The following is a 22,285-nucleotide window of genomic DNA, read 5'->3' on the forward strand; positions in this document are numbered from 1 at the left end:
TTATTAGAGTGCATCATCCATTGATAGAACTTCATGGAAAACACGTTTAGTAAGTTCTTGACGTTGTTCAGGGCCAAGGTATTTAGTGTTTACACAGTAACCAGAGATACGTACGATTACATCTTCTCCGTTCATGATTTTTCCGTAAACGTCATTAAGGTCCATAACATTTAGGTTCATGTGTTGTCCACCATTGATGAAGTAAGCATCAAGGATATCAACAAGATTTTCAATTTGCTCATCACGAGTTTTACCTAGGGCACGAGGTGAAACTTGGGTAGTCAGTGAGATACCGTCATTTGCGTGCTTGAACTCAAGTTTTGAAATTGAGTTAAGGTTTTGCAACCATCCACCGCGAGATGCTGGAAGTGGGTTAGCCCCTGGTGAGAAGAATTCAAATTCATCGTAGTTAACTGATCCATCTTCATTTAAGAATACTCCACGGTTAACTGGTGAGTGACCAGTTTGTTTAGAGTAGGCAACATTTGAAGTGATTGTTAGAAGAGATACTGTTGCTTCCGCATTCTTGTATAGTTTGTGGCGGGCAAGTTTTTCGTGATACATCTTCATAACAAGTTTACCGATTTCATCAACACGGTCGTCATCTTCACCAAAACGTGGGAATTCACCTTCAGTCACGTAGTCGACAATACGTCCTTCTTCATTACGAACTGGCTTAACAGTTGCATATTTAATAGCTGAAAGTGTGTCAACAACATTTGCAAATCCGCAAATCCCAAATCCCATATTGGCACGTTGGTGTGATGGAAGAAAGGCCATCTGAACTGCTTCATAGTTGTATTTATCAGTCATGTAGTGGATGATGTTTAGGGCATCAACATATGTATCAGTTAGCCAGTCAAGAGACTTGTCAAAGTTTTCCATTACTTCGTCGTATTCAAGAACGTCTGCAATAATTGGGGCGATGTCAAATACCTTGTAGTCGTGGTGGACATCATCATATCCTCCATCAATACCAGTAAGGAGGGCCTTAAGTACGTTTACACGAGCTCCAAAGTACTGGATGTTGTGGCGTTTGTCTTCACTTTCTGGATCAAGTGGAGATACACAACATGAAATACAAGACATTTCTCCGTATCCATCTTTAGCCATTGTTTCAACACCTTCATATTGGATAGAAGAGTGTTTGTGGCTCATATTCATACAGTAGCGACGGAAGTTATATGGAAGTTTATCTGACCAAAGGACAGTAAGGTTTGGCTCAGGAGAGTTTCCAATGTTGTCAAGGGTATTTAGGAAACGGTAGTCCATCTTAGTTACACGGTGACGTCCGTCATTACCCATACCAGCCATTGAAGTTGTAATGAATGTTGGGTCTCCTGAGTAGATTTGGTCGTAGGCTTTTGTACGAGCAAACTTAACTGAACGAAGTTTTAGGACAAAGTCATCGACAAATTCTTGGATTTCTTCTTCGGTGAAGGTTCCACGCTCAAGGTCACGTTGGGCAAAAATATCAAGAACGATTGGCACACGTCCAAGGGATGTCGCCGCCCCGTTGATAACACGAGCTGCTGCCATGAAGGCGATATTTGTCCATTGAATTGCTTCTTTAACGTTCATGGCTGGTTTACGAACATCTAATCCGTAAAGGTCACCAAGTTTTGCAACCTCATCAAGTGCTTGATACTGAAGGTTGATTTCTTCGCGTAGGCGGATTGTTTCTTCATCAATTTCAGTGATTGCATTCCAATCGGCAGCTTTTTCCTTCATAAGGAAGTCAGCTCCGTAAAGTGCCAGACGAGCATAAACCCCGATGATACGTCCTCGAGAGTAAGCATCAGGAAGACCTGTCACAGTGTGGGCGTGGCGGGCACGACGAATGTTTTGAGTGTAAGCACGGAAGATTCCGTCATTTACAGTTGTTACATATTTAGTAAAAATTTCATGAATTTCTGGTGAAATTTCGTAGCCATTTTCCTTAAGAGTAGTTTCTGCCATACGGATTCCACCCTTTGGCATTAAACTTAGACGGAAAGGTTCTGAATTTTGTAGTCCATAGATAATATCTAAATCTTTATCGATATAACCTGCTGGAATATCAGCAATACTTGCTACACGATCTGTGTCCATTGGAAAACGTGTTGCTTCATAGTGGTCTTTGGTAGTTTCTAAAATTTCTTTAACCTTAAGGCTACGGGCAGTAGGTCCAGCTAGGAAAGATTCGTCTCCATCGTATGGTTCGTAGTTAGCATTAACGAAACGCGATACTGATACTTTTTCTTTCCAATCAAGGCCTTTGAATCCCTCCCAAGCCTTTTCAAATAAATCTTGAGTTACTTCAGTCTTCATCTATTCATCTCCTTTGGATAAATGACCACATCTGTGATCTGTTACATTGACAAGTTAATAGTAACATATAGTAATCGCTTTCACAAACTTAACCTAATATTTTTTTAAAAACTTTTTTAGTACAGATTAATTTTTTAGGAAAACTGTATTATATTTTACAAACGGTATCTCCTAAAATAAAAGTCTTTATAAGGCCAATTTTTTGGCTTTAACATAAAAAAACTGAAACAGTTTTTAGGGACTGCTTCAGTTAATAACTCGTAGATAAGCATACTGTAATTTTTAGTGCTTAAGCATTTTTACGACGTATTTCATGATTTTTAGTAAGTATAAAGATAATGATAAAGATTAGGCCTGTAAGTATAAGTAAAGTTATGCTTAGGTGAGTAGATACAAGCATATCTTTATTGGAATAGCCTAAAATATATTTCAAAAATTCAACAATATGTTTTTGCACTACTTTTCCACTTAATTGAATAGCTATAACAATAAGTGTTGGAATACTCATAGCAAGAAGTAAGGCAATTATTTTTTTAATACCTGTTAACATATCATTCAAAGTTCCAACAAGTAGACCCATTGCTGAAAAAAAGACAATAATCGTAAACATCAGTAGCAGATTTAAGGCTAAATTATTATTGGTATAAAACTCATTGGACATAACAATTGCAGATACATCCAGATTCTTTATCGATATGCTCGATACAAGTAAAACTAATACCGAAGATACAAATGATGTTAGAAGGATACTTGTCAAATTTACCAAGAAAATATTAGTTCTACTTAGACCATTTTGTATAAAGAATTTAAAATCTTCTCCGCTACCAATAGCTAGGACAATTGCTGAAAAGATTACTACTGGAAAACTTATGTCCGTTGATATAGTTTCTGTGGTTCCTGAAATTAAAATTCCAATCATTGGAAGGACAATTCCCATAAAAAACCACCAAATAAAGAAGATGCCTAAAGATATTTCCTTTTTTATTAGGGTGTATTTTACTGCTGTTTCATACTTCATTATTTTTCCTCTTTTACTATTGTTATTTTTTTAAAATATTCTTGCAAGGGCATTTTACGGATTTTAACATTTTCTGTATTCTTTCCAGCCAAATTTCCCTTGATGTAGGCAGAAGTTATCCCTCCTAGTACTTTCTTCTCCAATACTTGAACGCCTTCTATGAGATAATCTACTTCACTAGTTGGACCGGATAAAATATATGTATTTTGAAGTAGATCCTCTAGGTCATCGTCCTTTATAACCCTCCCTTTATCAATGATGATAACCTTTTCCAATAAATTAGAAATCTCTTCAATCAAGTGAGTTGAGATTACAAATGTTCTTGACCTTTCTTGGTAGGTATCAAGTAAAAAATCATAGAAGATTTCACGGTGGTTAGCGTCTAAACCTAGAACAGGCTCATCTAAAAAGATATAGTCACATGGAACACATAGAGCTACAATCAACTTTGCGATACTACGATATCCAGTTGATAATTTATTTATTTGTTTAGAAGGATTTAACTCGAATTTATTTAACATTTGATGTGCAAGCTCCCAGTCAAAAGCCCCATAGAATCCTTCAGTCAACTTAAACAAAGAATTTAATTTTAATTTGGAAGGAAACATGTCATCTTCACTCATCAGATATACTTTATTTAATTCCTTTTCATTGTTTAGTAAATCTCTTCCATCAAGCTCTACTTGCCCGCTGGTAGGGAAAATTCTATTATTGATTATATTTAATAATGTACTTTTTCCAGCTCCATTATTTCCTAATAGACCATATATTTTCTTTGGCTTGAGATCGATAGAGATATTCTCTAATACAATTTTTTTACCATATATTTTGTTAACATTTTTTATTTTTAGACTCATCTCTCATAACTCCTTTTAATTAAAGTAATCAATTGTTCTCGTGAAATATTTAATTTTCCTGCTTCTTCTAGCATGTTTACTAGTTTATGGTCAATAAACTCAGTTTTTCTTTTTTCTAATAAAATCTCACGTGCCCCAACTTTTACAAACATTCCCAGACCCCTTTTCTTTTCAATCAAATTCTCATCAACCAACCTGTTCATACCTTTTAAGATGGTCGCTGGATTTATTTTGTATAATTTAGAAATTTCCGTTGTTGACGGTATTTGTGTCTCTTCCGCGTAAGAGCCATTAAAAATACCCTCTGAAATCTCATCTGCAACTTGTTGGTATAAAGGAGCGTCCCCCTCAAAATTAAATTCCATATATCTCCTTATCTTATATAGTTAACTACTCATGTAACTAACTATATAACGTTATATCATATTTGTCAACAATATTTATGCGGTAAACATTAAATCTATTTAGAATACATTACCAGCTAATAATAAAACTCCCCACTTTGATGGGGAGTTTTATTAGATCCTTTTTTTACCTTACAAATTACTGGCTAATACCTCACGGCTGTATCAAATTGTTCTGAATTCTCATAAATAAGAATTTTAATTCGCAAATTTCACACAAAAAAGACCTGCAAGCAAGTCTTTTTTTCATTAGATATATTCTAATTAAGCTTTGTTAGCTGATCCGAATACGTCGATACGTTCTTCAACAGCTTCTTGGATAGCTTTAACACCTGGTGCTAGGAATTTACGTGGGTCGAATAGTTTCTTAGCATCGTAAGCTTCTTCGTTAGCATCGTATTCTTTTGCAAAAGCACGTGTTGCGTTAGCAAAAGCGATTTGGCACTCAGTGTTAACGTTAACTTTAGCAACTCCAAGTTTGATAGCTTCTTGGATTTGTTCGTCAGGAATTCCTGATCCACCGTGAAGAACGATTGGGAAGTTTGGAACTGCCGCAGTAAGTTTCTCAAGGTGTCCAAGGTCAAGACCAGTCCAGTTAGCTGGGTATGGTCCGTGGATGTTTCCGATACCAGCTGCAAGGAAGTCAATTCCAGTTTCAACCATTGCTACAGCGTCTTCGATTGGAGCAAGTTCACCAGCACCAACGATTCCGTCTTCTTCTCCACCGATAGTTCCAACTTCAGCTTCAACAGAGATACCTTTAGCGTGAGCAAGTTTTACAACTTCACGAGTTTTTTCAAGGTTTTCTTCGATTGGAAGGTGTGATCCGTCGAACATAAGTGAAGTGTAACCAACTTCGATACACTCAAGAGCGTCATCGTAGTGACCGTGGTCAAGGTGGATTGCTACAGGAACAGTGATGTTCATTGATTCCACTAGGTTTTCGATAAGGTTTTTAGCAGTTTTGTAACCACCCATGTATTTACCAGCACCCATTGAAGTTTGAACAAGAACTGGAGCTTGTTTAGCTTCAGCAGCACGTAGGATAGCTTGAGTCCACTCAAGGTTGTTTGTGTTGAATCCTCCGACAGCGTATCCGTTGTCGCGAGCTGCTTTTACAAATTTTTCAGCTGAAACGATTGGCATTTTAATTCCTCCAAATATTTTAAATTGAGAGCCATTCCCTCATACATTGGCATTATAACACTTTATGAAAAAATATTCTAGCTCAAGATAAAAAAATGTTAAAGTACGCACAAAAAAGGCAGAAAATCACTCTCATATCTTCTGCCTGCTAAAATTTTTCCCAATCATTTGATGAAATTAGGCAAGTTCTAGCCAACTTTCAAGGAGTTCTATGAAGTCTTCATACATGATTTTTTTAGTATGGGCAATCTCTGCCCGTTGATAGTCTTCATTTTTGGCAAAAATCTCCTCAATTGTTCCTTGATTATGAGCCTGTTGTTTGAGCTTAAAAATCATTTGCTTTTTATCCATCTTGCTTCTCCTGCTTATCTATGTCTTTTGCTCAAGTATAACAAAAAAAGTTAACGCTTACAAAGATAAGGCTAATAGCCTATGACAATTTTTTCAATGTCTGAAAAAGTTGTGTCATCGATATCGTCAATAGGTAAAAGATAAACCTTATTAAGCCGGGGATTGAAGATACCAAGCCTTGAAATAGCTGTAAAATTGAGGTTTTTAGAACGCTTGCCCATTAGATAGTAAATGGCCAGCTGGAGGGTATTTTTAGAGGTCGGATTATTTTTAGAAACCTTAAAATCCCAAAGGGTATCCTTGGTTAAAAAATCACCATCTCCATTAGTTATGGTCGAGGTGTAGGCTCCATCAAAGCGAAAACCTTCTTCAGTTACTGGCCCATATTTTTTTATAAAATCTAAAGACCGCTCAACCATTATCCTGATGTTTGAAATGGTGGCCTCATCAGGCTTTATTTCTTCAATAGGTACAAAGCCTGCTTTTCCTACCCTGTAGACTGTATCATAACCAGCAAGTTTACAGGCAGATGTGATAGATAAGTCGTCAAGTCCCTTAATATTTTTTAATATCCCTTGGGCCTTGTCCTCCTCCGTTGAACCAAGATTTTTGGCTCCATATAAGGAAATTTTAAAGGATTTTTCAGGGTGCCCTGCGTCCATGAAGCGTGTCAAATAGTCAACGGCGATCCCTACAAGACCTGGGGAAATATTTTCTTTGGCTGAAAGCTCCTGATTACTTGAAAGTTCAATCTGAGTGAACCTCTTTACTGGTAAATAGCCACCATAGGGCTGTTTGACTTCTTGGATTCTCTGGGTGACTGTGACCATATTGATAACCTCCAATGAATTTATATTTTTAATTTTGTATTTTTAGTATAATATATAATTTTTATAATTACAAAAAACATCCTCCATTGATGATGGAGGATGATCCTTTTAGGCCTCTACTTGGTCAGTACGTGAGTAGTTTGCGATGTCTGAAGTGATTTCCTTGATAAAGTCGTCAAGTTTAAGAACCTTAGTTTCCTTACTTCCGTAGCGACGAACATTTACTGTTCCTTCTTCTTGTTCCTTGTCACCAACAACGATTTGGTAAGGAATTTTAGAAGTTTGGCTGGCACGAATTTTATAACCCATTTTTTCGTTACGTTCATCTACTTCTAGGCGGATTCCTTTGGCCTTAAGGGCATTTGCCACATCCCAAGCGTAGTCTGCGTGGACTTCGTTTGAAACTGGGATGATTGTTGCCTGAGTTGGAGCAAGCCAAGTTGGGAAGGCACCCTTGTAAACTTCTGTTAGATAGGCAACAAAACGTTCCATAGTTGATACGATACCACGGTGGATAACGACTGGGCGATGGTTTTCGCCGTCAGCTCCCACGTACTCAAGCTCAAAGCGTTCTGGAAGGAGGAAGTCAAGCTGGATAGTTGAAAGAGTTTCTTCGTTTCCAAGGGCAGTCTTCACCTGTACGTCAAGTTTTGGTCCGTAGAAGGCTGCTTCTCCTTCAGCTTCAAAGTAGTCAAGTTCAAGCTCATCCATGGCTGCCTTAAGCATGGCTTGGGCATTTTCCCACATGGCATCATCGTCAAAGTACTTGTGAGTGTCCTTAGGATCACGGTAGCTTAGACGGAAGCGGTAGTCGTCAATTCCGAAGTCCTTGTATACTGCAAGCATAAGCTCAAGAGTACGTTTGAATTCGTCTTTAATTTGATCAGGACGGACAAATGTGTGTCCATCATTCAGGGTCATTTCACGCACACGTTGAAGTCCTGATAAGGCTCCTGATTTTTCATAACGGTGCATCATTCCAAGTTCCGCCACACGAATTGGAAGTTCACGATATGAACGGATGTGGTTTTTATAGACCATCATGTGGTGTGGGCAGTTCATCGGACGAAGAACGAGCTCTTCACCGTCACCCATGTCCATTGGTGGGAACATGTCTTCCTTATAGTGATCCCAGTGTCCTGAAGTCTTGTAAAGACCGACATCTGCCATGATTGGAGTGTAGACATGCTCATATCCAAGGCTAAGCTCTTTATCAGTGATATAACGCTCGATTGTACGGCGAATTGTAGCTCCATTTGGTAGCCAGAAGGGAAGGCCGCTACCAACCTCTTGGCTGACCATGAATAGATCAAGTTCACGACCAAGCTTTCTGTGGTCACGTTCCTTAGCTTCTTCACGCATTTTCAGGTATTTTTTCATGTCCTTTTTGTCGAACCAGGCTGTACCATAAACACGTTGCATCATGTTATTGTCAGAGTTTCCACGCCAGTAAGCTCCAGCTACATTAAGTAGGTCGAAAACTTGGATGCGGCCTGTTGATGGGACGTGAGGTCCACGGCAAAGGTCAGTGAATTCCCCTTGTGAATAGACAGTAAGGCCTTCACCAGCATGCTCTTCAATAAGTTCAAGCTTGTAAGGATCGTCTGCAAAGATTTCACGAGCCTCGTCTTTTGTAACCTCGCGGCGGATGGCAGGGTAGTTTTCCTTGACGATTTTCATCATCTCTTCTTGGATGCGTGGAAGGTCTTCGTTGGTGATTTGACCTTCGGCATTATCGGTATCGTAGTAGAATCCGTCTTGGATGGCAGGGCCGACACCTAGTTTGATGTTAGGGAAAAGACGGCGGGCTGCTTGGGCAAAAAGGTGGGCAGCAGAGTGACGCAGTAAAGGTAGAGCTGCCTCGTGATCTGGTGTCACGATTTCTAGGCTTCCATCTTCAGTGATTGGGCGATCCCAGTCGATTAGTTGGCCGTTTAATTTACCGGCAAGAGTCTTTTTAGCAAGTGACTTGCTGATTGATTCAGCAATTTCATAAGTTGTCACACCTGATTGATACTCACGACTAGCACCATCAGGAAAAGTAATTTTTACCATGTATATCTCCTTTTATTTTTATCTTGTTCTCTAGTTTTAAGACATCACGGTCGTACTTTATTTCATAGCTTCACTTAATTTTTCAACAAAGAGATAAGCTGCTGGACAGTACTCTGTGTTTTTAAGGGTTAGGTGATTGATCTGATAAATCCTTTTGCGGTCAGTATGAGGAAACTCACGGCAGGCCTTGGGGCGGACACTGTAAATGTCACAGAGATTATCACAACCTAGGAATGGACAGGGCATGGACTGGAAGACCTTGTCGCCATCTTCGTCGACTCGTAGGTAGCTAGCCTCAAAGTCGGCAAGTTTCATGCGTTCTTTTTTAGCCACTCTTTCAATATCTGCCTCGGTCCATAAGGGACCAAGCCCCTTACAGCAGTTGGCGCATTTGGTACAGTCAACTTCTGAAAAGACCTCTTCATGGATGGCCTTGGTTAGTTTGTCTAAATTTTTTGGCTTCTTCTTTTTAAGGTTGGCCAAAAATTTTTCGTGACTTTTCCGTTTTTGAAGGGCTAAGTCCCTGTAGTAGTCTACATCTATTCTATTATCAATTTCTTTAATCATCTTTACATCTTTCTCACGGCATCTGGGTTTTTGAGTATAAAAAAAGCCCAAGCCATGCTTAGGACGTCGTAACGTGGTACCACCTAGGTTTGGGTAAACTACCCCTCTAAAGCCTTAACGCGACCCACGCACAAGGTTTCCCAAGTGTTTTTCTTAAGTAGTCTTGAACAAGTCCCTTTAATGGGCTTCCACCGTCCCCATCTCGCTTTAAAAGCTTAAATGCACAAGTTGTCTTACCCTTATTATATCCATTTGAACAAATTTTTCAAGTTAAATTATCTAATAAAAAAACGACCTGAGGTCGTTTTTAAAACATGCTAATAATGAGCTGGATATTCAAAATGGTCAGAACAATTGTTGCCACCCAAGCAAGGAGGGCAAGAATTTTCTTGTTCTTAAATCTTTTTCCCATAATTTTTTCGCTACTTGTAAAATAAACAAGGGGAATCATTGATACAGGAAGGGCAATACTTAGGAAAACTTGGCTACTTACCATCAAATCATCCAAGGCACCTTCATTGCCATTAAAGTAGATGGCACAAACCAAAACAGGGATTACTGATAAAGAACGGGTAATCAGGCGACGAATCCAGGTTGGGATTTTCATATGAATGAAGCCTTCCATAACAACCTGTCCCGTAAGGGTTCCTGTTATGGTTGAGTTTTGGCCACTGGCCAGAAGGGCTACTGCAAAAAGGGTTGAAAGGATGGGACTTGCCACATCACCTGCAATATTTTTATCCTTAAGGGCGTCATAGAGGGCTGTAAAGGTTCCAAGGTCTTCTTTGGTACCATAGAACATGGCAGCCCCTAAAATTAGAAGTAGACAGTTTATGACAAAAGCCACTGACAACTGAATATTTGAATCCCAGGTCGAAAAACGAACGGCACGTGCTACCTTCTCCGTATCCTGCCTGTCATACTTCCTACTTTGGGCTATTGATGAATGGAGGTAAAGATTATGGGGCATAACTGTCGCCCCAACAATACCTAGGGCCATTGTAAGCTCCCCGTGATTTAGGATTTGTTTTTTAGGGACGAAGCCTTCTACGATTGAGGCAAAGCTTGGATTAGAAAGGGCAACCTCGTAGCCAAAGACAATGAGAATAACCCCAATCAAACTTATGACTATGGCTTCAATCTTCCTAAAGCCTAGCTTCATCATAAAGAGAAGAAGAAAGACATCAAAGACCGTCAAGATAACTCCAAAAACAATGGGAATCCCAAAGAGGAGGTTGAGGGCTATGGCACCACCGATAACTTCAGCAATATCTGTAGCCATAATAGCAAGCTCAGTTATAATCCATAGAATGAAACCAAGCCTTCTACTGGTATGCTTTCTCGTTGCTTGGGCCAAGTCAAGCCCTGTTACAATCCCAAGTTTTGCTGCCATATACTGAAGCAGCATGGCAATCAAACTTGACAGCATGATGACTGATAAAAGGAGGTAACCGTACTGAGACCCCCCACCTATTGAGGTAATCCAGTTTCCTGGATCCATATAGCCCACGGCAACCAAGGCTCCTGGACCTGAAAATGCCATGAGATTCTTCCAAAAATTATTGTCCTTGGGCACATCCACAGTCCCATTTATCTCTTCAAGACTTGGGCCATTTGCGTATCTGGTAAAATTATTTTCTTTTTCCACAACTACTAATCCTTTCAATGATTATTTGTCAAAACATTACAATTTAAAATATAGCTCCTACTTTTCAATACCAGTTCATTATAAAAGATTAAATTATAGATGTAAAGAAAAATTAAGGCCAGCCTAAACTTTTTTTGAAAAAAATTAGGCAAATAGCCTAATTCTTACTTTTATTTGGAAAAATCCATTTCAAGGTCTGGGATAAGGCTTTCTTCAACCCCCTTAACAAAGTGAAGACCATAAAGCTCAGCCTTTACCTGTTCAAAACCTTCTTCGTTGACATAAATTTTTACATACCTTAGTCTTTTTGAGGTATAGATAAAGTCTCCATACTTTTTAAGCCTTCTTACGTGCTTGTAGCTATTGTAGTAAACATACAAGGCCCTTCTTTTTTGCAGGTCAAACTTAACTTCCACAAGATCCCCCCTTTCCATGATGGCCCTTCTTTGAAAAAGGTAGGCCCTCATCAATACTTATATCTTCTGATATAGTAGCTGCTATATCCTTGGTTAAATCAGCTAGTAGACCCTGTAAATCATTTTCTGCAAGCCTTAATTCATAAACATGCTCATTTAGATTTATTTGCCTTTGAAGCCCTCTAACCTCCCTTTGAAGCTCTTTTAATTCGGGTCTATAGGGCAAATAAGCCTCATTTTCTGCCAAAAGTTGATTTTTTTCTAGGAGACTTTTGATTTGTTCCTGAAGGAAAAAATCATCTTCAAAAGCCGATTTAGCCTTCCTATAGTGGTCAACCTGATTGAAAGTCAAAAAACTTGCCACTATTTTATCAATTACATCATCTATTTTTGCTAAACTTTCATTTACAATTAACATGTTCTTATTATAACAAATATTTTAATCGAACATAGTTTTAACCCCATCATTTTTTCTAGTCCCTACTATAAAAAAGGCTATTTCTATGTTAAAATACTAATTATTGAAATTTTGAAAGAGGTTACCATGGAAGAATATTTTAACCAACTGTCTGCTAAAAACAAGGATTATTTAATCACCGTTTCAAGGCAGCTGAGCGAAGCTGGCAAAAGCCAGGAGCAAATAGATGAAATCTTCAAGGAACATATTGATGAAATCATCAGCAACCAGGAAAAGGGAATTCCTGCCCGTAATTTCCTAGGTACCCCAAGTGTCTTTGCTAGTAAATTCATCGAAAAAAAAGAAGCTAGTACTAAAACTGAAGGTAAGCCAGTAAATACCAACAAGTACCTTATGTGGCTTGATAACTTCCTTCTACTACTTGGAGTTTTGGCTGCGGTCAATGGGGGAGTTGGACTTTTCAGTAAAAATCCACAAACTTACGGCATTATAACTCTTTTAATCATGAGTGCAGGTGCAGGTCTTATCATGAGCCTTATGTACAATAATTTTTCTAAAAAAGATAGCCAAAAATCAGGCAGTCGCCTTAAATCATTTGCCTTCATGACCCTTGCCATGTTTGCCTGGATTGCAGTTTTTGTCCTTGCATCCCTCCTACCGCAAGCAATCAATCCAACCCCAACCCCTCTTATTACCCTAATAATTGGTCTTGTGGCCCTAGTAGTCCGCTACTTTGTTAAAAAGCATTATAATATTCAAAGTTCAATGACTAACTACCAAGGTAAGTAGAATAAATAAAAAGATGATCTCTCTGATCATCTTTTTTTATGAGTTACTTATGGCCGTGAAAAATCCATTGACATAAACGTCCGTTACCAAGTCAGCAAGCTCTTCTGCAGTCAATTCATTAGTTTGGCTGGTAAAGTACTTGAAGGTTTGGATTAGGATATCAACCGAATATAGGCCCAAAAGGACGGTCTTATCATTTCTTTCGACCTCTAGGTGCCTACTCGCAAAAAAACTTTGATTAAGCTCTTTTTTGAGCTTTTCAGAAAAACTAGGACCTGCATTATCACTTAATAGGCGGTTAATTTCTTTGGCATAAAGCTTTAGATAGTTTAGGTGGTCAACAATATTTGCCCTAATAAATTCTGTGTCATTATACTTAAATTCGGCAGGCCTCCTGCCCTTCATCCCAGCTATAATCTCTTCTTCCATCTTGTCAATTAGGTCATACTTATCTTCGTAATACCTATAAAAGCTGCTTCTATTCAACTCAGCTTGGTCTACAATGTCATTAATGGTTATCTGGTCGAATCTTTTATCGGCCAGAAGGTTTATCAAGGCAGCCTGAATCTTTTTTCTAGTTGTTTGTGTCTTCTTACTATATTCCATGAGTCCTCCAACCCTTGTATTTTAGCACAAATTGTTAATATATGTCTTATTTGAGACAGATTGATTATTTTTGAACTAGAAAATAAGCTGCAAGAAGCCTATAATTTAAAAAGTTTTATAAGCTTTATTTTATAAAGATAAAGAACTATTAAGTAATTTTGAGAAAGGATTTACAAATCAAATGAATGAGACTAACAAAAATTATGACATTCATGGAAAAGAATATAACCGCTACGGTGTTCTCTTCCTGGTATTGATTGCGACTTTTGCAGGGGCCCTTATGCAGACCTCACTTGGGACTGCCCTACCAACCCTCATGAAGGCTTTTGATATCAACTTAAATACTGCCCAACAGGCAACAACTTGGTTCCTTCTAGCTAACGGAATCATGGTTCCACTATCGGCCTTCTTGGCTACCAAGGTATCAACCAAGTGGCTCCATATCTTTGCCTATGCTACCTTATTAATCGGGATACTAGCAACAGCTTTAACACCTGAGAATGGCTCATCTTGGTGGATTTTTATTGTCGGGCGTGTCCTTGCTGCGGTGGCTGTTGGAATCATGATGCCCCTTATGCAAATTGTTATTTTAAACATGTTTGCTCCTAAAGAACGTGCTCTTGCCATGGGACTTAGCGGACTTGTAGTTGGTATGGCACCAGCTATTGGTCCAACACTTTCTGGCTGGATTCTTGAAAAAAATCATGTCCTATTTGGCCTAACAATCTCTAACTCTTGGAGAACCATCTTCATCATCCCGGCAATTGTCATAGCTCTTGCCCTTGTCCTTGCTCCCTTTTTGATGAAGGATATCATCCCAACTAAGAATATCAAACTTGACTATCCATCTCTTATTCTTTCAGTTGTTGGTTTTGGAGCCTTCCTCTGGGGATTCACAAATGTTGCCTCACATGGTTGGGGAGATTTTACACGCGTTATTTCACCCATTGCAGGTGGTGTTTTACTTCTCACAATTTTTGCCTTTAGGCAGCTCAAGCTACCTGAACCCTTCCTTGACATTAAGGTCTTCAAGGTTAAGGAATTTACCATTCCAACCATTGGGCTCATTCTTTCAACCATGGCCATGTTTGGAGTTGAGATGATGCTTCCAACCTATATGCAAAATGTACACGGTCTATCACCTCTAAATTCAGGTCTTGCCCTATTGCCAGGTGCCCTTATGATTGGTCTAATGTCACCTGTGAATGGGATTCTTTATAATAAGGTTGGGGTTAAGAAGATGGCCATTCTTGGATTTACCATCTTAGGACTTGGTACCTTGCCTTTTGTCTTTCTGACTGAAACTACTCCAGTTAGTCTGATTGTTGTTTTATATGGAATTAGGATGTTTGCTGTAGCCATGCTTATGATGCCCCTTACCACGTCTGCTATGTCAGCTCTACCAGTTGATAAGGTAACCCACGGTACTGCGGCTAACAACACCTTAAGGCAGATTGCCTCATCAGTCGTTGTCGCTCTTTTGACCTCAATTGTTCAAAATATCATTAACAGCAACACACCAGCTTCTTCCCTTAAGGAAGGAAATCCCATGGAGTATGCCAGCCAGATGCTTACAGCTTCAATGGACGGCTTCCGTGTAGCCTTTCTTGTTGGTTTGAGTTTTGCGGTTACCGGACTAATCTTTGCCTTCTTCCTAAAGGGGGAGAAAAATACAGATCGTGAGGGAGAAAAATAAATGATACTTTATATTATAGTTGCCCTAACAATTTTAAGCTTCCTAAGTTGGCTGGTTCTTAAGAATAAAGTCCTAAGAGTAACTCTTGGAAGCATTTCAACAATCTTACTTTTTGGAGCAGTGGGTCTTCTTTCCCTTAATATGTCAAACCACTACGGAATGGAAGAGAAGACTGTCACAAGTGAAATAAGTGATATTTTCACAGCAGGTGATACTTCTTCTCCCGTAAATATGCTGATTGCCAATCAAATCGGTAGCGACTCTGGAAATTATGCTCTAGTTTATCGCGATCAGGCTAGTGATGCACAGGCCAGTCCCCACTTTGTTCCCAATCAAGATGATATAATAAACTCTGTCAAAAAATCTGCCAGCTATGAATTATCAGATTCAGCTAAAAATGCAAGTATCATTACCCAAAAAACCTACTGGGTTTATAAGTCAGATTTCTATAAAAATCTATTTGAATTAAAGTCAGATGATGAGGATATTAACCTAATCTCTGAAAAGACAACTGTTGAGCTTCCTAAGGGTAGCTGGGTGGTCCTATCAGCTGATCAGGCTAAAAAACTTGCTGAAAAACAAGCCAGTGTAACAGATGAGCAGAAAGCTGCTCAAAAAACTGCCCTGGAAACTGCTATTAAAACAAAGCTTGCAGAATACATGGCTCAAAATAAAAATGCCAGCAAGGAAGATATTGAAGCATTCACAAAGGCTGAGACCACTAAACTTGCCCTTGAATCAATCAATACTGCCCTTAAAGGACTCAATTAAAAACAAAGAAAAAACTTCAGGAAATCCTGGAGTTTTTTTCTTTTATACTAAACTAAGACCTTTTCTTCGTCCTTTAATTGTTTACTTCTCAACTGACCACAAGCTGCATCAATATCTGTTCCATGTTCTTGACGGATGACACAGTTAATTCCGTTCTTCTTAAGAATATCATAGAAGACTAAGACATCTTCCTTGGAAGAGCGTGAATATTGGTCGTGTTCACTTACTGGGTTGTAAGGAATTAAGTTAACATAGACTAACTTCTTCTTGTCCTTTAGTAAGTCAGCAAGCTCTTGGGCGTGGTGGCGACGATCATTAACACCTGAAAGCATGATGTACTCAAATGTTACACGGCGATTAGTTTCTTCGATATAGTAGTCAATTGCTTCAAACAGTTTTTCGATTGGAAAACTTCTGTTAATCCGCATGATGCTTGTACGGACATCGTTGTTTGGAGCATGAAGACTAACGGCAAGGTTAACCTGAAGACCATTGTGAGCAAATTCGCGGATTTTTGGTGCAAGTCCTGAAGTTGATACAGTGATGTGACGAGCTCCGATGGCAAGACCATTATCATCATTGATGGTATAAAGGAAGTTTGTTACATTATCGTAGTTATCAAATGGTTCACCAATACCCATTACTACCACATGGCTTACACGCTCATCTTGACCACGTTTATCGAAGTATTTTTGCACTAGCATGATTTGGGCAACAATTTCTCCTGCTGTAAGGTCACGTTGTTTTTTCAATAGACCGCTGGCACAAAAGGTACAACCAATGTTACAACCTACCTGGGTGGTTACACAAACTGAAAGACCATACTTTTGACGCATGAGAACTGTCTCAATTAGCATACCATCAGGTAGTTCAAACAAGTATTTAACAGTTCCATCAGCTGATTCTTGGATAACCTTTTCTTCAAGCGGGTTAATCACAAAGTTATCTTCTAATTTTTTAAGTAAATCCTTAGAAAGGTTGGTCATTTGTGAAAATTCATCAACACGTTTTCTATAAAGCCACTCCCAAATTTGTTTGGCCCTGAATTTTTTTTGGCCATTTTCTAAGACCCAGTCAGTTAATTGAGCCAAGGTTAGCCCGTAAATTGAATTTTTCATTGTTATTATTTTGTCCTTTGTATTTAGTCAGCTTTATAGTCTACCATCTTTTTTAGAAGTTGACAATAGCTCTATTTAGATTCTTCCTCATCTTTTTGAATGATTGTAAAAGTCTGTTTTCTTCCCTTATTTTGCCTCGTTGGCCGGTCTGAGCTGATTTTACTTCTGCTAGGCTCATGTTTTTTGTCAGAAACCTTGAATTTTCTCTCCTGCACATGGGCTGGTTTAAAATTGTTTTTCTTTTTACCAGTGCTTGAATTCTTACTTGGCTTATCCTGATCTCTATTTTTGATTATAGAAGCCTTATCTTGTCCTAGATTAAGTTTAAGTTCTGTCTTATCTAGGGACGGCTTGGCTGATTTTTCGCCCTGCCTGATTTGCCTTTCCGTATAAAGAGGACGGTCACTTTTATTTTTTTCTTTGGCCCTCAAACGCTTGATGATAAAAAAAGCACAACCATAATTACAATATTCATCCAAATAATCTTGGGCCGCAAGTATTTTTTGCTCATCAGGAATTTTTTTGCGGGAGCTTGAATAAAAACCCTTAAGCCTAAGCTGCTCATGGCCCCAATCCCCTAAGATATAATCATACTTGGTCAAAATATCGGAAAACCTTTGGGCTAATTTTTCGGAATCATAGGCCTCCTTGTAGTTGTAGACCAACCTAAAAACCTTGTCCCCAATTAAAATATCATCACCCTTTGAAATAACTGCCTCCCCCTTGAAGCGATTATAATTTTTCATCTCTTCTGGTATGTTTTTTTTATCCATTTTTCTCCCTCAAATAGCTGTAAACAACTTCCCTTAAAAATTTTGGAAATAAAATCTCTGCTTGACCACCCTCTTTTAGGCTGGGAAAATATTTGGCAAAATAATACTGGTCTGGCATGACAAAGCAGTAATTCAGACCATCCTCAATTTTTTTGCCCTTATATAGAAAATTTCCATTTGTATCTTGCTCAATGCCATAAAAAACAAGCTCACCAAAGGCCTTACCCCTAAAGCCCATGCCATATATGGGCTGGCCCTTAAGTAATTTTGAGACCTCCTTTAATTCCTTTAAAATCTCCTTAAATCTTTTTCCACCTACCTCAAAGCGAACTAGTCTCATAGAATGAGGTAAAATTTTAAGGAGTTCAGCTGGACTTAGCTTCTGGGGTAAACCATAAACAACAAGGCCACTATTCAAGATGGCCGCAGGAACTTCTGCATAGGCAGCAAAAATTTGACCAATAAACTGACTGGCTTCATAATCTGGGCTAGTATTTGGAAAGTCACGAGCTAGTATGATATCACCGCGGGCTCCAAGCAAGCGTTCGCCCTTTAAAATCCAAGAATTTGTAGTTGTCAAATCAGATTTTCTTGCAGGCAAGCTGTTGGTTGGCAGGGCAATTATTTCAGATGATTTGAGCCTCTTGTCATCGCCAAAATTCAAGATAATTTGGCCGATATACTCCCCGTAACTTCCAGCCGCAGCAATTAAGGTTCCATTTTTTTCCATCCCCTCTTCAAAGACATGGTGGGTATGTGCCCCAAGAATTAGGTCAATATCATACTTACTGGCAATCTCCTCATCATACTTTATTCCCAAATGACTAAGGAGGATAACAAAGTCACAGTCAAGATTTTCAAGCATCCGCTCAAGGGATAAAAGGGGATCTTCAATCTCCCAACCAAAGGGATTATAGGCCCTCTGATAGGGGTAGGTAAGGCCTAGAATGCCAATTTTCATACCAGCTTCTGTCTCGATAATCAATTTTTCCTGGGCCCAACTAGGGATTTTCCCCTCCTCCTTGAGGTTGGAGAGAATGACTGGAAAATTAGCATCCTCATAAAGAAGATTTAGGGCATCATGTTCAAGACTTAAGCCTTCATTGTTACCAATTGTTGCACCAGTAAGATTTAAACGATTTAAAAAATCAACATTGGCCCGACCAAAAGTTGCCTCAGTCAGAGGATGACTGCGGTCCACATTGTCCCCAATATCAAAAGCTAAGGTCAAATCATCGCTATTTTCTCTGAAAAAACGTTCAATTTTTGGTATTTTTTCAAAGTGCGAATGAAGATCATTAATGTGTAAAATTTTTATCTGCTCCATGATAGCCTACCTTCATCAATATTGCTATCAATTATAGCACAAATGAGATTACAGTTTTATGGTGCTAATTTTGCAATTTAATAATAAAATTAATAATTATGCATAAATAAATTTTTTGTCGATATAGAATATTTTTTCTTGATAGAATATTTAGAAAAATTAAAAAGGAATTTCCGAATCTTCTATTGTTAGTTATTTAACTAACAATTTTTAGTAATTATTAGTTTATTAATTTTTAAAAATTAAATTAGCTTGTAAGTTCTGTCATAGCTTAAAAAATCCTTAAATCACAAGGATTTTCGCGGGTAACTATCTTTTATAAAAGTTATCCTAAACTGATTAGTAAGTAAAAAATTCTTATATTTTGACATCTGACTATCTTTCCAAACACGAATATTTTTCCGTAAATGTTACATTTTATTTTCATTTCTAAAATAATATTCCTTTTTTTGAATAAAAATACTATAATACTAAGGCTGGTGTTTTATTAAGTCACTTTTCTTTTTTTTCTTAATAAATATTGTAAAAATAAATATTACTTTATAAAAACAATAGTTTATTTTATTATTTTTATAATTAATATGTTAAACTATTACATACACTAGTCGTTATAATACAAAAAGATTATTAAAATAAAAATTAGAGGTATAGACATGCAAAAAATTAATCCTAAAGAATTAGAAATCCTAGACATCCTTTGGAACAAAGATATTCCAATGACTTCAAAAGACATCCTTGAAGCTGAGCCCGTTCTTGTTATGAGTACTATCCAAAGCACTCTTAAAAAACTTCTTAAAAAGGAACTTGTTGTAGTTGATGGAATCACTTACTCAGGTACTGTACTTACTCGTACTTATGTTCCAACTATCTCTCAAGAAGAGTTTGTTCTTCGTCAATACAAGGGACTTGATGCTACTAAACTTGTATCACTTGTTCTTGAAAACGTTAGCGACCGTGCCGCTAAAACTGCAGAAATCAAAGAAATTATTAGCTAAACATACATGACATATAAAAAAATCTGCCCACTAGGGCAGGTTTATTTATTTTCCCTAAGGTAAGTCAAGGCATCACTTACATTTTTAACGGGAATAATTTTCATATCTGTTTTTAATTTCTTAGCAGCTGCTAGGGCTTCTTCATAGTTACTCTTGATGGTTGGATCAGCCTTCTTCATGTCATCAGTGATTTCATCGTCTGGAGCAAAAAAGATTTTGGCACCATTCTTACTTGCTGTAGCAATCTTCTTATCAATGCCACCAATACGACCAACGACTCCGTCGTGCTCAATGGTTCCAGTCCCTGCAATTTTTTGGCCGTGCCTTAAATCCTCAGCTGTAAGTTGCTCGTAAATTTCAAGGGTAAACATAAGGCCTGCACTAGGACCGCCGATGGAACCTGCATTGATGGTAACTTCTGGACTACTCTTAACCTCTGTTTTATCAACCAGACTGATTCCAATTCCATTTTTACCATTGCTGAGTTTGATGATTTTACCCTCAGCCTTCTTGTCAACTCCACTATCCAAAAAGCTTATTTCAACCTGATCTCCAATGGATTTTTGGCCAACATAGGCAATCAAATCTTTAGAAGACTCAAAATTTTTACCATCAACCTGGGTTAGGGTATCTGCAACATGAAGGACATTTTTAAAGGTCGAATCATCTGTAACCTCTAAGACGTAAACCCCCATATACTTAAGGTCAAAGGGTTTATCAGCCAGTTTAAAGGCCTCATAAATGGCAGTATTTTGGGCATTCTCCATGTAAAAAAGATTCATTCGGTTGTAATCCTCATCACTTGAGTCTCCCATCAACTCTTTTGAGGTATAAATGCTTACAAAGCTTGTAAACCTTGACTTGATAACACTCAAAAGATTGGCCCGACCAATGGCAACAGTGGTTAGATTAAAGCTTCCATCTGCCTTATCCACAGATTTTCCATCAATTTTGACCATGGAAGAAAGATTTTCCGTTGTTCCTGGAAGCTCCACATAGTAACCTGGAATGGGTACCAGCATAACAATTAAGGCCAAAAGGCCCACCAAAAATATTTTTACATGAATGGATGAAAAAAGGCTGACTTTTTCCTCTTTTTGCACTAAGGAATCCTTCTTTTTCTCTTTAGTCATTAAGCTTCTCCATTTCCTTTAAAATATTCTCGGGCAGGTAAGAGCTCACATCTCCACCAAGTTTAAAAATTTCCTTAATCCTACTGCTACTGATGTACTGCAAGTCAGCCTTGACTGGTAGGAAGATGGTTTCAATATCCGCTAGATTCTTGTTAAAAAAAGCCATCTCACTTTCATAATTTAAGTCCTCACTATTTCTGATAGCACGAACTAGGCTTGTAACTTTTAAATCTCTTGCAAGTTTTGCAGTCAAAATATTTGAATGGCTAATAACCTGAACATTTTCATATGATTTACTAGCTTCCTCAATCATCTTCTTTCGCTTTTCAAGGTCAAAAAGGGGATTTTTTTGGGCATTGGTAAAAAGACCAACATATAAAATATCAAAGAGATTAGAGGCTCTTTTGATGATGTCTAAGTGGCCATTTGTAAGGGGGTCAAATGACCCGGTAAAAAGACCTATTTTTTTGTGTTCCATGGGCTAAGTCCTTTCGTAAATGGTGATTTTACTAATCCCGTAAACCTTAGATTTAATTAATTCAAAGCCCGCAATCTCCTTTGGTAAATCAACCTTTTTATCAGTCTCACAAACAATCAGAGCAGACTCATTCATTAGATCAAGCTCCCTCATAAGATTTATATCCCTAATAATTTCCTCCTTGGCATAAGGGGGATCTAAAAGAATCAAATCAAACTTTCTTTTACCACTTAAGGCCTTCAAAGCCTTTTCAGCTGGCATCTTGAGGAGGTCAAATTTCTGACCTTCCTTGGTCATTTTAATATTTTCATTGATTATCTTTTGGGCCCTAAAATCACGTTCTACAAGGGTTGCCTGATCCATACCCCGGCTAATTGCCTCAATGCCAAGGGAGCCACTTCCAGAAAAAAGATCAAGCACCTGACCCCCATCAAAGTAGGGCCCAATCATATTGAAGATTGCTCCCTTAACCTTATCAGTTGTAGGCCTTGTTGTTTTTCCTTCCAAGGATTTTAAGGGACGCCCCCCGTATTCACCTGCTACTACTCTCATTTTTATCTCCATCTTTCTTTTGCATTA

Annotated in this window: 23 protein-coding genes; 4 read left to right on the forward strand and 19 right to left on the reverse strand. The window is 38.2% G+C overall.

The window, feature by feature from the left end:
- Window positions 1–3 precede the first annotated feature (3 nt).
- The 12 genes from pflB to OZX68_05905 all read right to left on the reverse strand — a co-directional run bounded on the left by pflB (window position 4) and on the right by OZX68_05905 (window position 12,020).
- Window positions 4–2,310 (reverse strand): formate C-acetyltransferase, encoded by a 2,307-nt coding sequence (pflB, locus tag OZX68_05850; GenBank protein WEV60440.1) that lies wholly within the window; start codon window positions 2,308–2,310, stop codon window positions 4–6.
- Window positions 2,311–2,599: 289 nt separating this feature from the next.
- Window positions 2,600–3,328 (reverse strand): ABC transporter permease, encoded by a 729-nt coding sequence (locus OZX68_05855; protein WEV60441.1) that lies wholly within the window; start codon window positions 3,326–3,328, stop codon window positions 2,600–2,602.
- Entirely contained in the window at window positions 3,328–4,185 is an 858-nt protein-coding gene (locus OZX68_05860) for an ABC transporter ATP-binding protein (GenBank protein WEV60442.1), read from the reverse strand. The genes OZX68_05855 and OZX68_05860 overlap by 1 nt, the downstream gene beginning before the upstream one ends.
- The gene (locus OZX68_05865; protein WEV60443.1) at window positions 4,182–4,550 is read right to left on the reverse strand and encodes a GntR family transcriptional regulator; all 369 of its coding nucleotides are present in this window, start codon (window positions 4,548–4,550) and stop codon (window positions 4,182–4,184) included. Before OZX68_05865 ends, OZX68_05860 begins: the two co-directional genes overlap by 4 nt.
- Before the next feature lie 303 nt (window positions 4,551–4,853).
- Window positions 4,854–5,735: a fructose-bisphosphate aldolase gene (locus OZX68_05870; protein WEV60444.1), complete on the reverse strand. Its 882-nt coding sequence runs from the start codon at window positions 5,733–5,735 to the stop codon at window positions 4,854–4,856.
- A 177-nt stretch (window positions 5,736–5,912) separates the two neighbouring features.
- Complete coding sequence (locus tag OZX68_05875) at window positions 5,913–6,086, reverse strand: hypothetical protein (protein WEV60445.1); 174 nt, start codon at window positions 6,084–6,086, stop codon at window positions 5,913–5,915.
- Between the two features lie 71 nt (window positions 6,087–6,157).
- Entirely contained in the window at window positions 6,158–6,916 is a 759-nt protein-coding gene (locus OZX68_05880) for a hypothetical protein (GenBank protein WEV60446.1), read from the reverse strand.
- A 108-nt stretch (window positions 6,917–7,024) separates the two neighbouring features.
- On the reverse strand, window positions 7,025–8,971 hold the full coding sequence (gene thrS / locus OZX68_05885; protein WEV60447.1) for a threonine--tRNA ligase: 1,947 nt from the start codon (window positions 8,969–8,971) through the stop codon (window positions 7,025–7,027).
- Between the two features lie 57 nt (window positions 8,972–9,028).
- Window positions 9,029–9,538 carry a YkgJ family cysteine cluster protein gene (locus tag OZX68_05890; GenBank protein ID WEV60448.1) on the reverse strand — a complete coding sequence of 170 codons (510 nt, stop codon included), beginning with the start codon at window positions 9,536–9,538 and terminating at the stop codon, window positions 9,029–9,031.
- A 307-nt stretch (window positions 9,539–9,845) separates the two neighbouring features.
- On the reverse strand, window positions 9,846–11,186 hold the full coding sequence (locus OZX68_05895) for an Nramp family divalent metal transporter (GenBank protein ID WEV60449.1): 1,341 nt from the start codon (window positions 11,184–11,186) through the stop codon (window positions 9,846–9,848).
- A 170-nt stretch (window positions 11,187–11,356) separates the two neighbouring features.
- Window positions 11,357–11,602: a YlbG family protein gene (locus tag OZX68_05900; protein ID WEV60450.1), complete on the reverse strand. Its 246-nt coding sequence runs from the start codon at window positions 11,600–11,602 to the stop codon at window positions 11,357–11,359.
- Complete coding sequence (locus OZX68_05905; GenBank protein WEV60451.1) at window positions 11,592–12,020, reverse strand: YlbF family regulator; 429 nt, start codon at window positions 12,018–12,020, stop codon at window positions 11,592–11,594. The genes OZX68_05900 and OZX68_05905 overlap by 11 nt, the downstream gene beginning before the upstream one ends.
- A 126-nt stretch (window positions 12,021–12,146) precedes the next feature.
- On the opposite strand from OZX68_05905, the gene OZX68_05910 reads away from it, so the two are divergent.
- A complete protein-coding gene (locus OZX68_05910) occupies window positions 12,147–12,809 on the forward strand; it encodes a DUF1129 family protein (protein WEV60452.1) in 663 nt (220 codons plus the stop codon).
- A 36-nt stretch (window positions 12,810–12,845) separates the two neighbouring features.
- On the opposite strand, the gene OZX68_05915 is transcribed toward OZX68_05910, so the two are convergent.
- Window positions 12,846–13,415, reverse strand: coding sequence for a TetR/AcrR family transcriptional regulator (locus tag OZX68_05915; GenBank protein ID WEV60453.1), 570 nt, complete (start codon window positions 13,413–13,415; stop codon window positions 12,846–12,848).
- 181 nt (window positions 13,416–13,596) lie between these two features.
- On the opposite strand from OZX68_05915, the gene OZX68_05920 reads away from it, so the two are divergent.
- The gene (locus OZX68_05920; protein WEV60454.1) at window positions 13,597–15,111 is read left to right on the forward strand and encodes an MDR family MFS transporter; all 1,515 of its coding nucleotides are present in this window, start codon (window positions 13,597–13,599) and stop codon (window positions 15,109–15,111) included.
- Window positions 15,112–15,882 (forward strand): DUF4811 domain-containing protein, encoded by a 771-nt coding sequence (locus tag OZX68_05925; protein ID WEV60455.1) that lies wholly within the window; start codon window positions 15,112–15,114, stop codon window positions 15,880–15,882.
- Between the two features lie 47 nt (window positions 15,883–15,929).
- Here OZX68_05925 and rlmN read toward each other — a convergent pair whose 3' ends face one another.
- The 3 genes from rlmN to OZX68_05940 form a co-directional block, all read right to left on the reverse strand.
- Entirely contained in the window at window positions 15,930–17,000 is a 1,071-nt protein-coding gene (rlmN, locus tag OZX68_05930) for a 23S rRNA (adenine(2503)-C(2))-methyltransferase RlmN (protein ID WEV60456.1), read from the reverse strand.
- Window positions 17,001–17,071: 71 nt separating this feature from the next.
- Complete coding sequence (locus OZX68_05935; protein ID WEV60457.1) at window positions 17,072–17,773, reverse strand: YutD family protein; 702 nt, start codon at window positions 17,771–17,773, stop codon at window positions 17,072–17,074.
- Window positions 17,766–19,100 (reverse strand): metallophosphatase, encoded by a 1,335-nt coding sequence (locus OZX68_05940; GenBank protein ID WEV60458.1) that lies wholly within the window; start codon window positions 19,098–19,100, stop codon window positions 17,766–17,768. Before OZX68_05940 ends, OZX68_05935 begins: the two co-directional genes overlap by 8 nt.
- A gap of 653 nt (window positions 19,101–19,753) precedes the next feature.
- Here OZX68_05940 and OZX68_05945 point away from each other — a divergent pair.
- A complete protein-coding gene (locus OZX68_05945; protein ID WEV60459.1) occupies window positions 19,754–20,095 on the forward strand; it encodes a BlaI/MecI/CopY family transcriptional regulator in 342 nt (113 codons plus the stop codon).
- 41 nt (window positions 20,096–20,136) lie between these two features.
- Here OZX68_05945 and OZX68_05950 read toward each other — a convergent pair whose 3' ends face one another.
- The 3 genes from OZX68_05950 to rsmD are packed head-to-tail and all read right to left on the reverse strand — an operon-like array spanning window position 20,137 to window position 22,258.
- Entirely contained in the window at window positions 20,137–21,228 is a 1,092-nt protein-coding gene (locus OZX68_05950; protein ID WEV60460.1) for a PDZ domain-containing protein, read from the reverse strand.
- Entirely contained in the window at window positions 21,221–21,706 is a 486-nt protein-coding gene (coaD, locus tag OZX68_05955) for a pantetheine-phosphate adenylyltransferase (GenBank protein ID WEV60461.1), read from the reverse strand. The genes OZX68_05950 and coaD overlap by 8 nt, the downstream gene beginning before the upstream one ends.
- Before the next feature lie 3 nt (window positions 21,707–21,709).
- Complete coding sequence (rsmD, locus tag OZX68_05960) at window positions 21,710–22,258, reverse strand: 16S rRNA (guanine(966)-N(2))-methyltransferase RsmD (GenBank protein ID WEV60462.1); 549 nt, start codon at window positions 22,256–22,258, stop codon at window positions 21,710–21,712.
- Window positions 22,259–22,285: the final 27 nt, after the last annotated feature.

It is taken from the genome of Streptococcaceae bacterium ESL0729 (assembly GCA_029391995.1).
In the GTDB taxonomy this organism is placed as follows: Bacteria; Bacillota; Bacilli; order Lactobacillales; family Streptococcaceae; genus Floricoccus.

Bases quoted from the DNA above. Each gene is read 5' to 3' on its own strand.
- pflB (WEV60440.1), bottom strand. From the start codon at position 2,310: ATGAAGACTGAAGTAACTCAAGATTTATTTGAAAAGGCTTGGGAGGGA.
- OZX68_05855 (WEV60441.1), bottom strand. From the start codon at position 3,328: ATGAAGTATGAAACAGCAGTAAAATACACCCTAATAAAAAAGGAAATA.
- OZX68_05860 (WEV60442.1), bottom strand. From the start codon at position 4,185: ATGAGTCTAAAAATAAAAAATGTTAACAAAATATATGGTAAAAAAATT.
- OZX68_05865 (WEV60443.1), bottom strand. From the start codon at position 4,550: ATGGAATTTAATTTTGAGGGGGACGCTCCTTTATACCAACAAGTTGCA.
- OZX68_05870 (WEV60444.1), bottom strand. From the start codon at position 5,735: ATGCCAATCGTTTCAGCTGAAAAATTTGTAAAAGCAGCTCGCGACAAC.
- OZX68_05875 (WEV60445.1), bottom strand. From the start codon at position 6,086: ATGGATAAAAAGCAAATGATTTTTAAGCTCAAACAACAGGCTCATAAT.
- OZX68_05880 (WEV60446.1), bottom strand. From the start codon at position 6,916: ATGGTCACAGTCACCCAGAGAATCCAAGAAGTCAAACAGCCCTATGGT.
- thrS (WEV60447.1), bottom strand. From the start codon at position 8,971: ATGGTAAAAATTACTTTTCCTGATGGTGCTAGTCGTGAGTATCAATCA.
- OZX68_05890 (WEV60448.1), bottom strand. From the start codon at position 9,538: ATGATTAAAGAAATTGATAATAGAATAGATGTAGACTACTACAGGGAC.
- OZX68_05905 (WEV60451.1), bottom strand. From the start codon at position 12,020: ATGTTAATTGTAAATGAAAGTTTAGCAAAAATAGATGATGTAATTGAT.
- OZX68_05910 (WEV60452.1), top strand. From the start codon at position 12,147: ATGGAAGAATATTTTAACCAACTGTCTGCTAAAAACAAGGATTATTTA.
- OZX68_05915 (WEV60453.1), bottom strand. From the start codon at position 13,415: ATGGAATATAGTAAGAAGACACAAACAACTAGAAAAAAGATTCAGGCT.
- OZX68_05920 (WEV60454.1), top strand. From the start codon at position 13,597: ATGAATGAGACTAACAAAAATTATGACATTCATGGAAAAGAATATAAC.
- OZX68_05925 (WEV60455.1), top strand. From the start codon at position 15,112: ATGATACTTTATATTATAGTTGCCCTAACAATTTTAAGCTTCCTAAGT.
- rlmN (WEV60456.1), bottom strand. From the start codon at position 17,000: ATGAAAAATTCAATTTACGGGCTAACCTTGGCTCAATTAACTGACTGG.
- OZX68_05935 (WEV60457.1), bottom strand. From the start codon at position 17,773: ATGGATAAAAAAAACATACCAGAAGAGATGAAAAATTATAATCGCTTC.
- OZX68_05940 (WEV60458.1), bottom strand. From the start codon at position 19,100: ATGGAGCAGATAAAAATTTTACACATTAATGATCTTCATTCGCACTTT.
- OZX68_05945 (WEV60459.1), top strand. From the start codon at position 19,754: ATGCAAAAAATTAATCCTAAAGAATTAGAAATCCTAGACATCCTTTGG.
- OZX68_05950 (WEV60460.1), bottom strand. From the start codon at position 21,228: ATGACTAAAGAGAAAAAGAAGGATTCCTTAGTGCAAAAAGAGGAAAAA.
- coaD (WEV60461.1), bottom strand. From the start codon at position 21,706: ATGGAACACAAAAAAATAGGTCTTTTTACCGGGTCATTTGACCCCCTT.
- rsmD (WEV60462.1), bottom strand. From the start codon at position 22,258: ATGAGAGTAGTAGCAGGTGAATACGGGGGGCGTCCCTTAAAATCCTTG.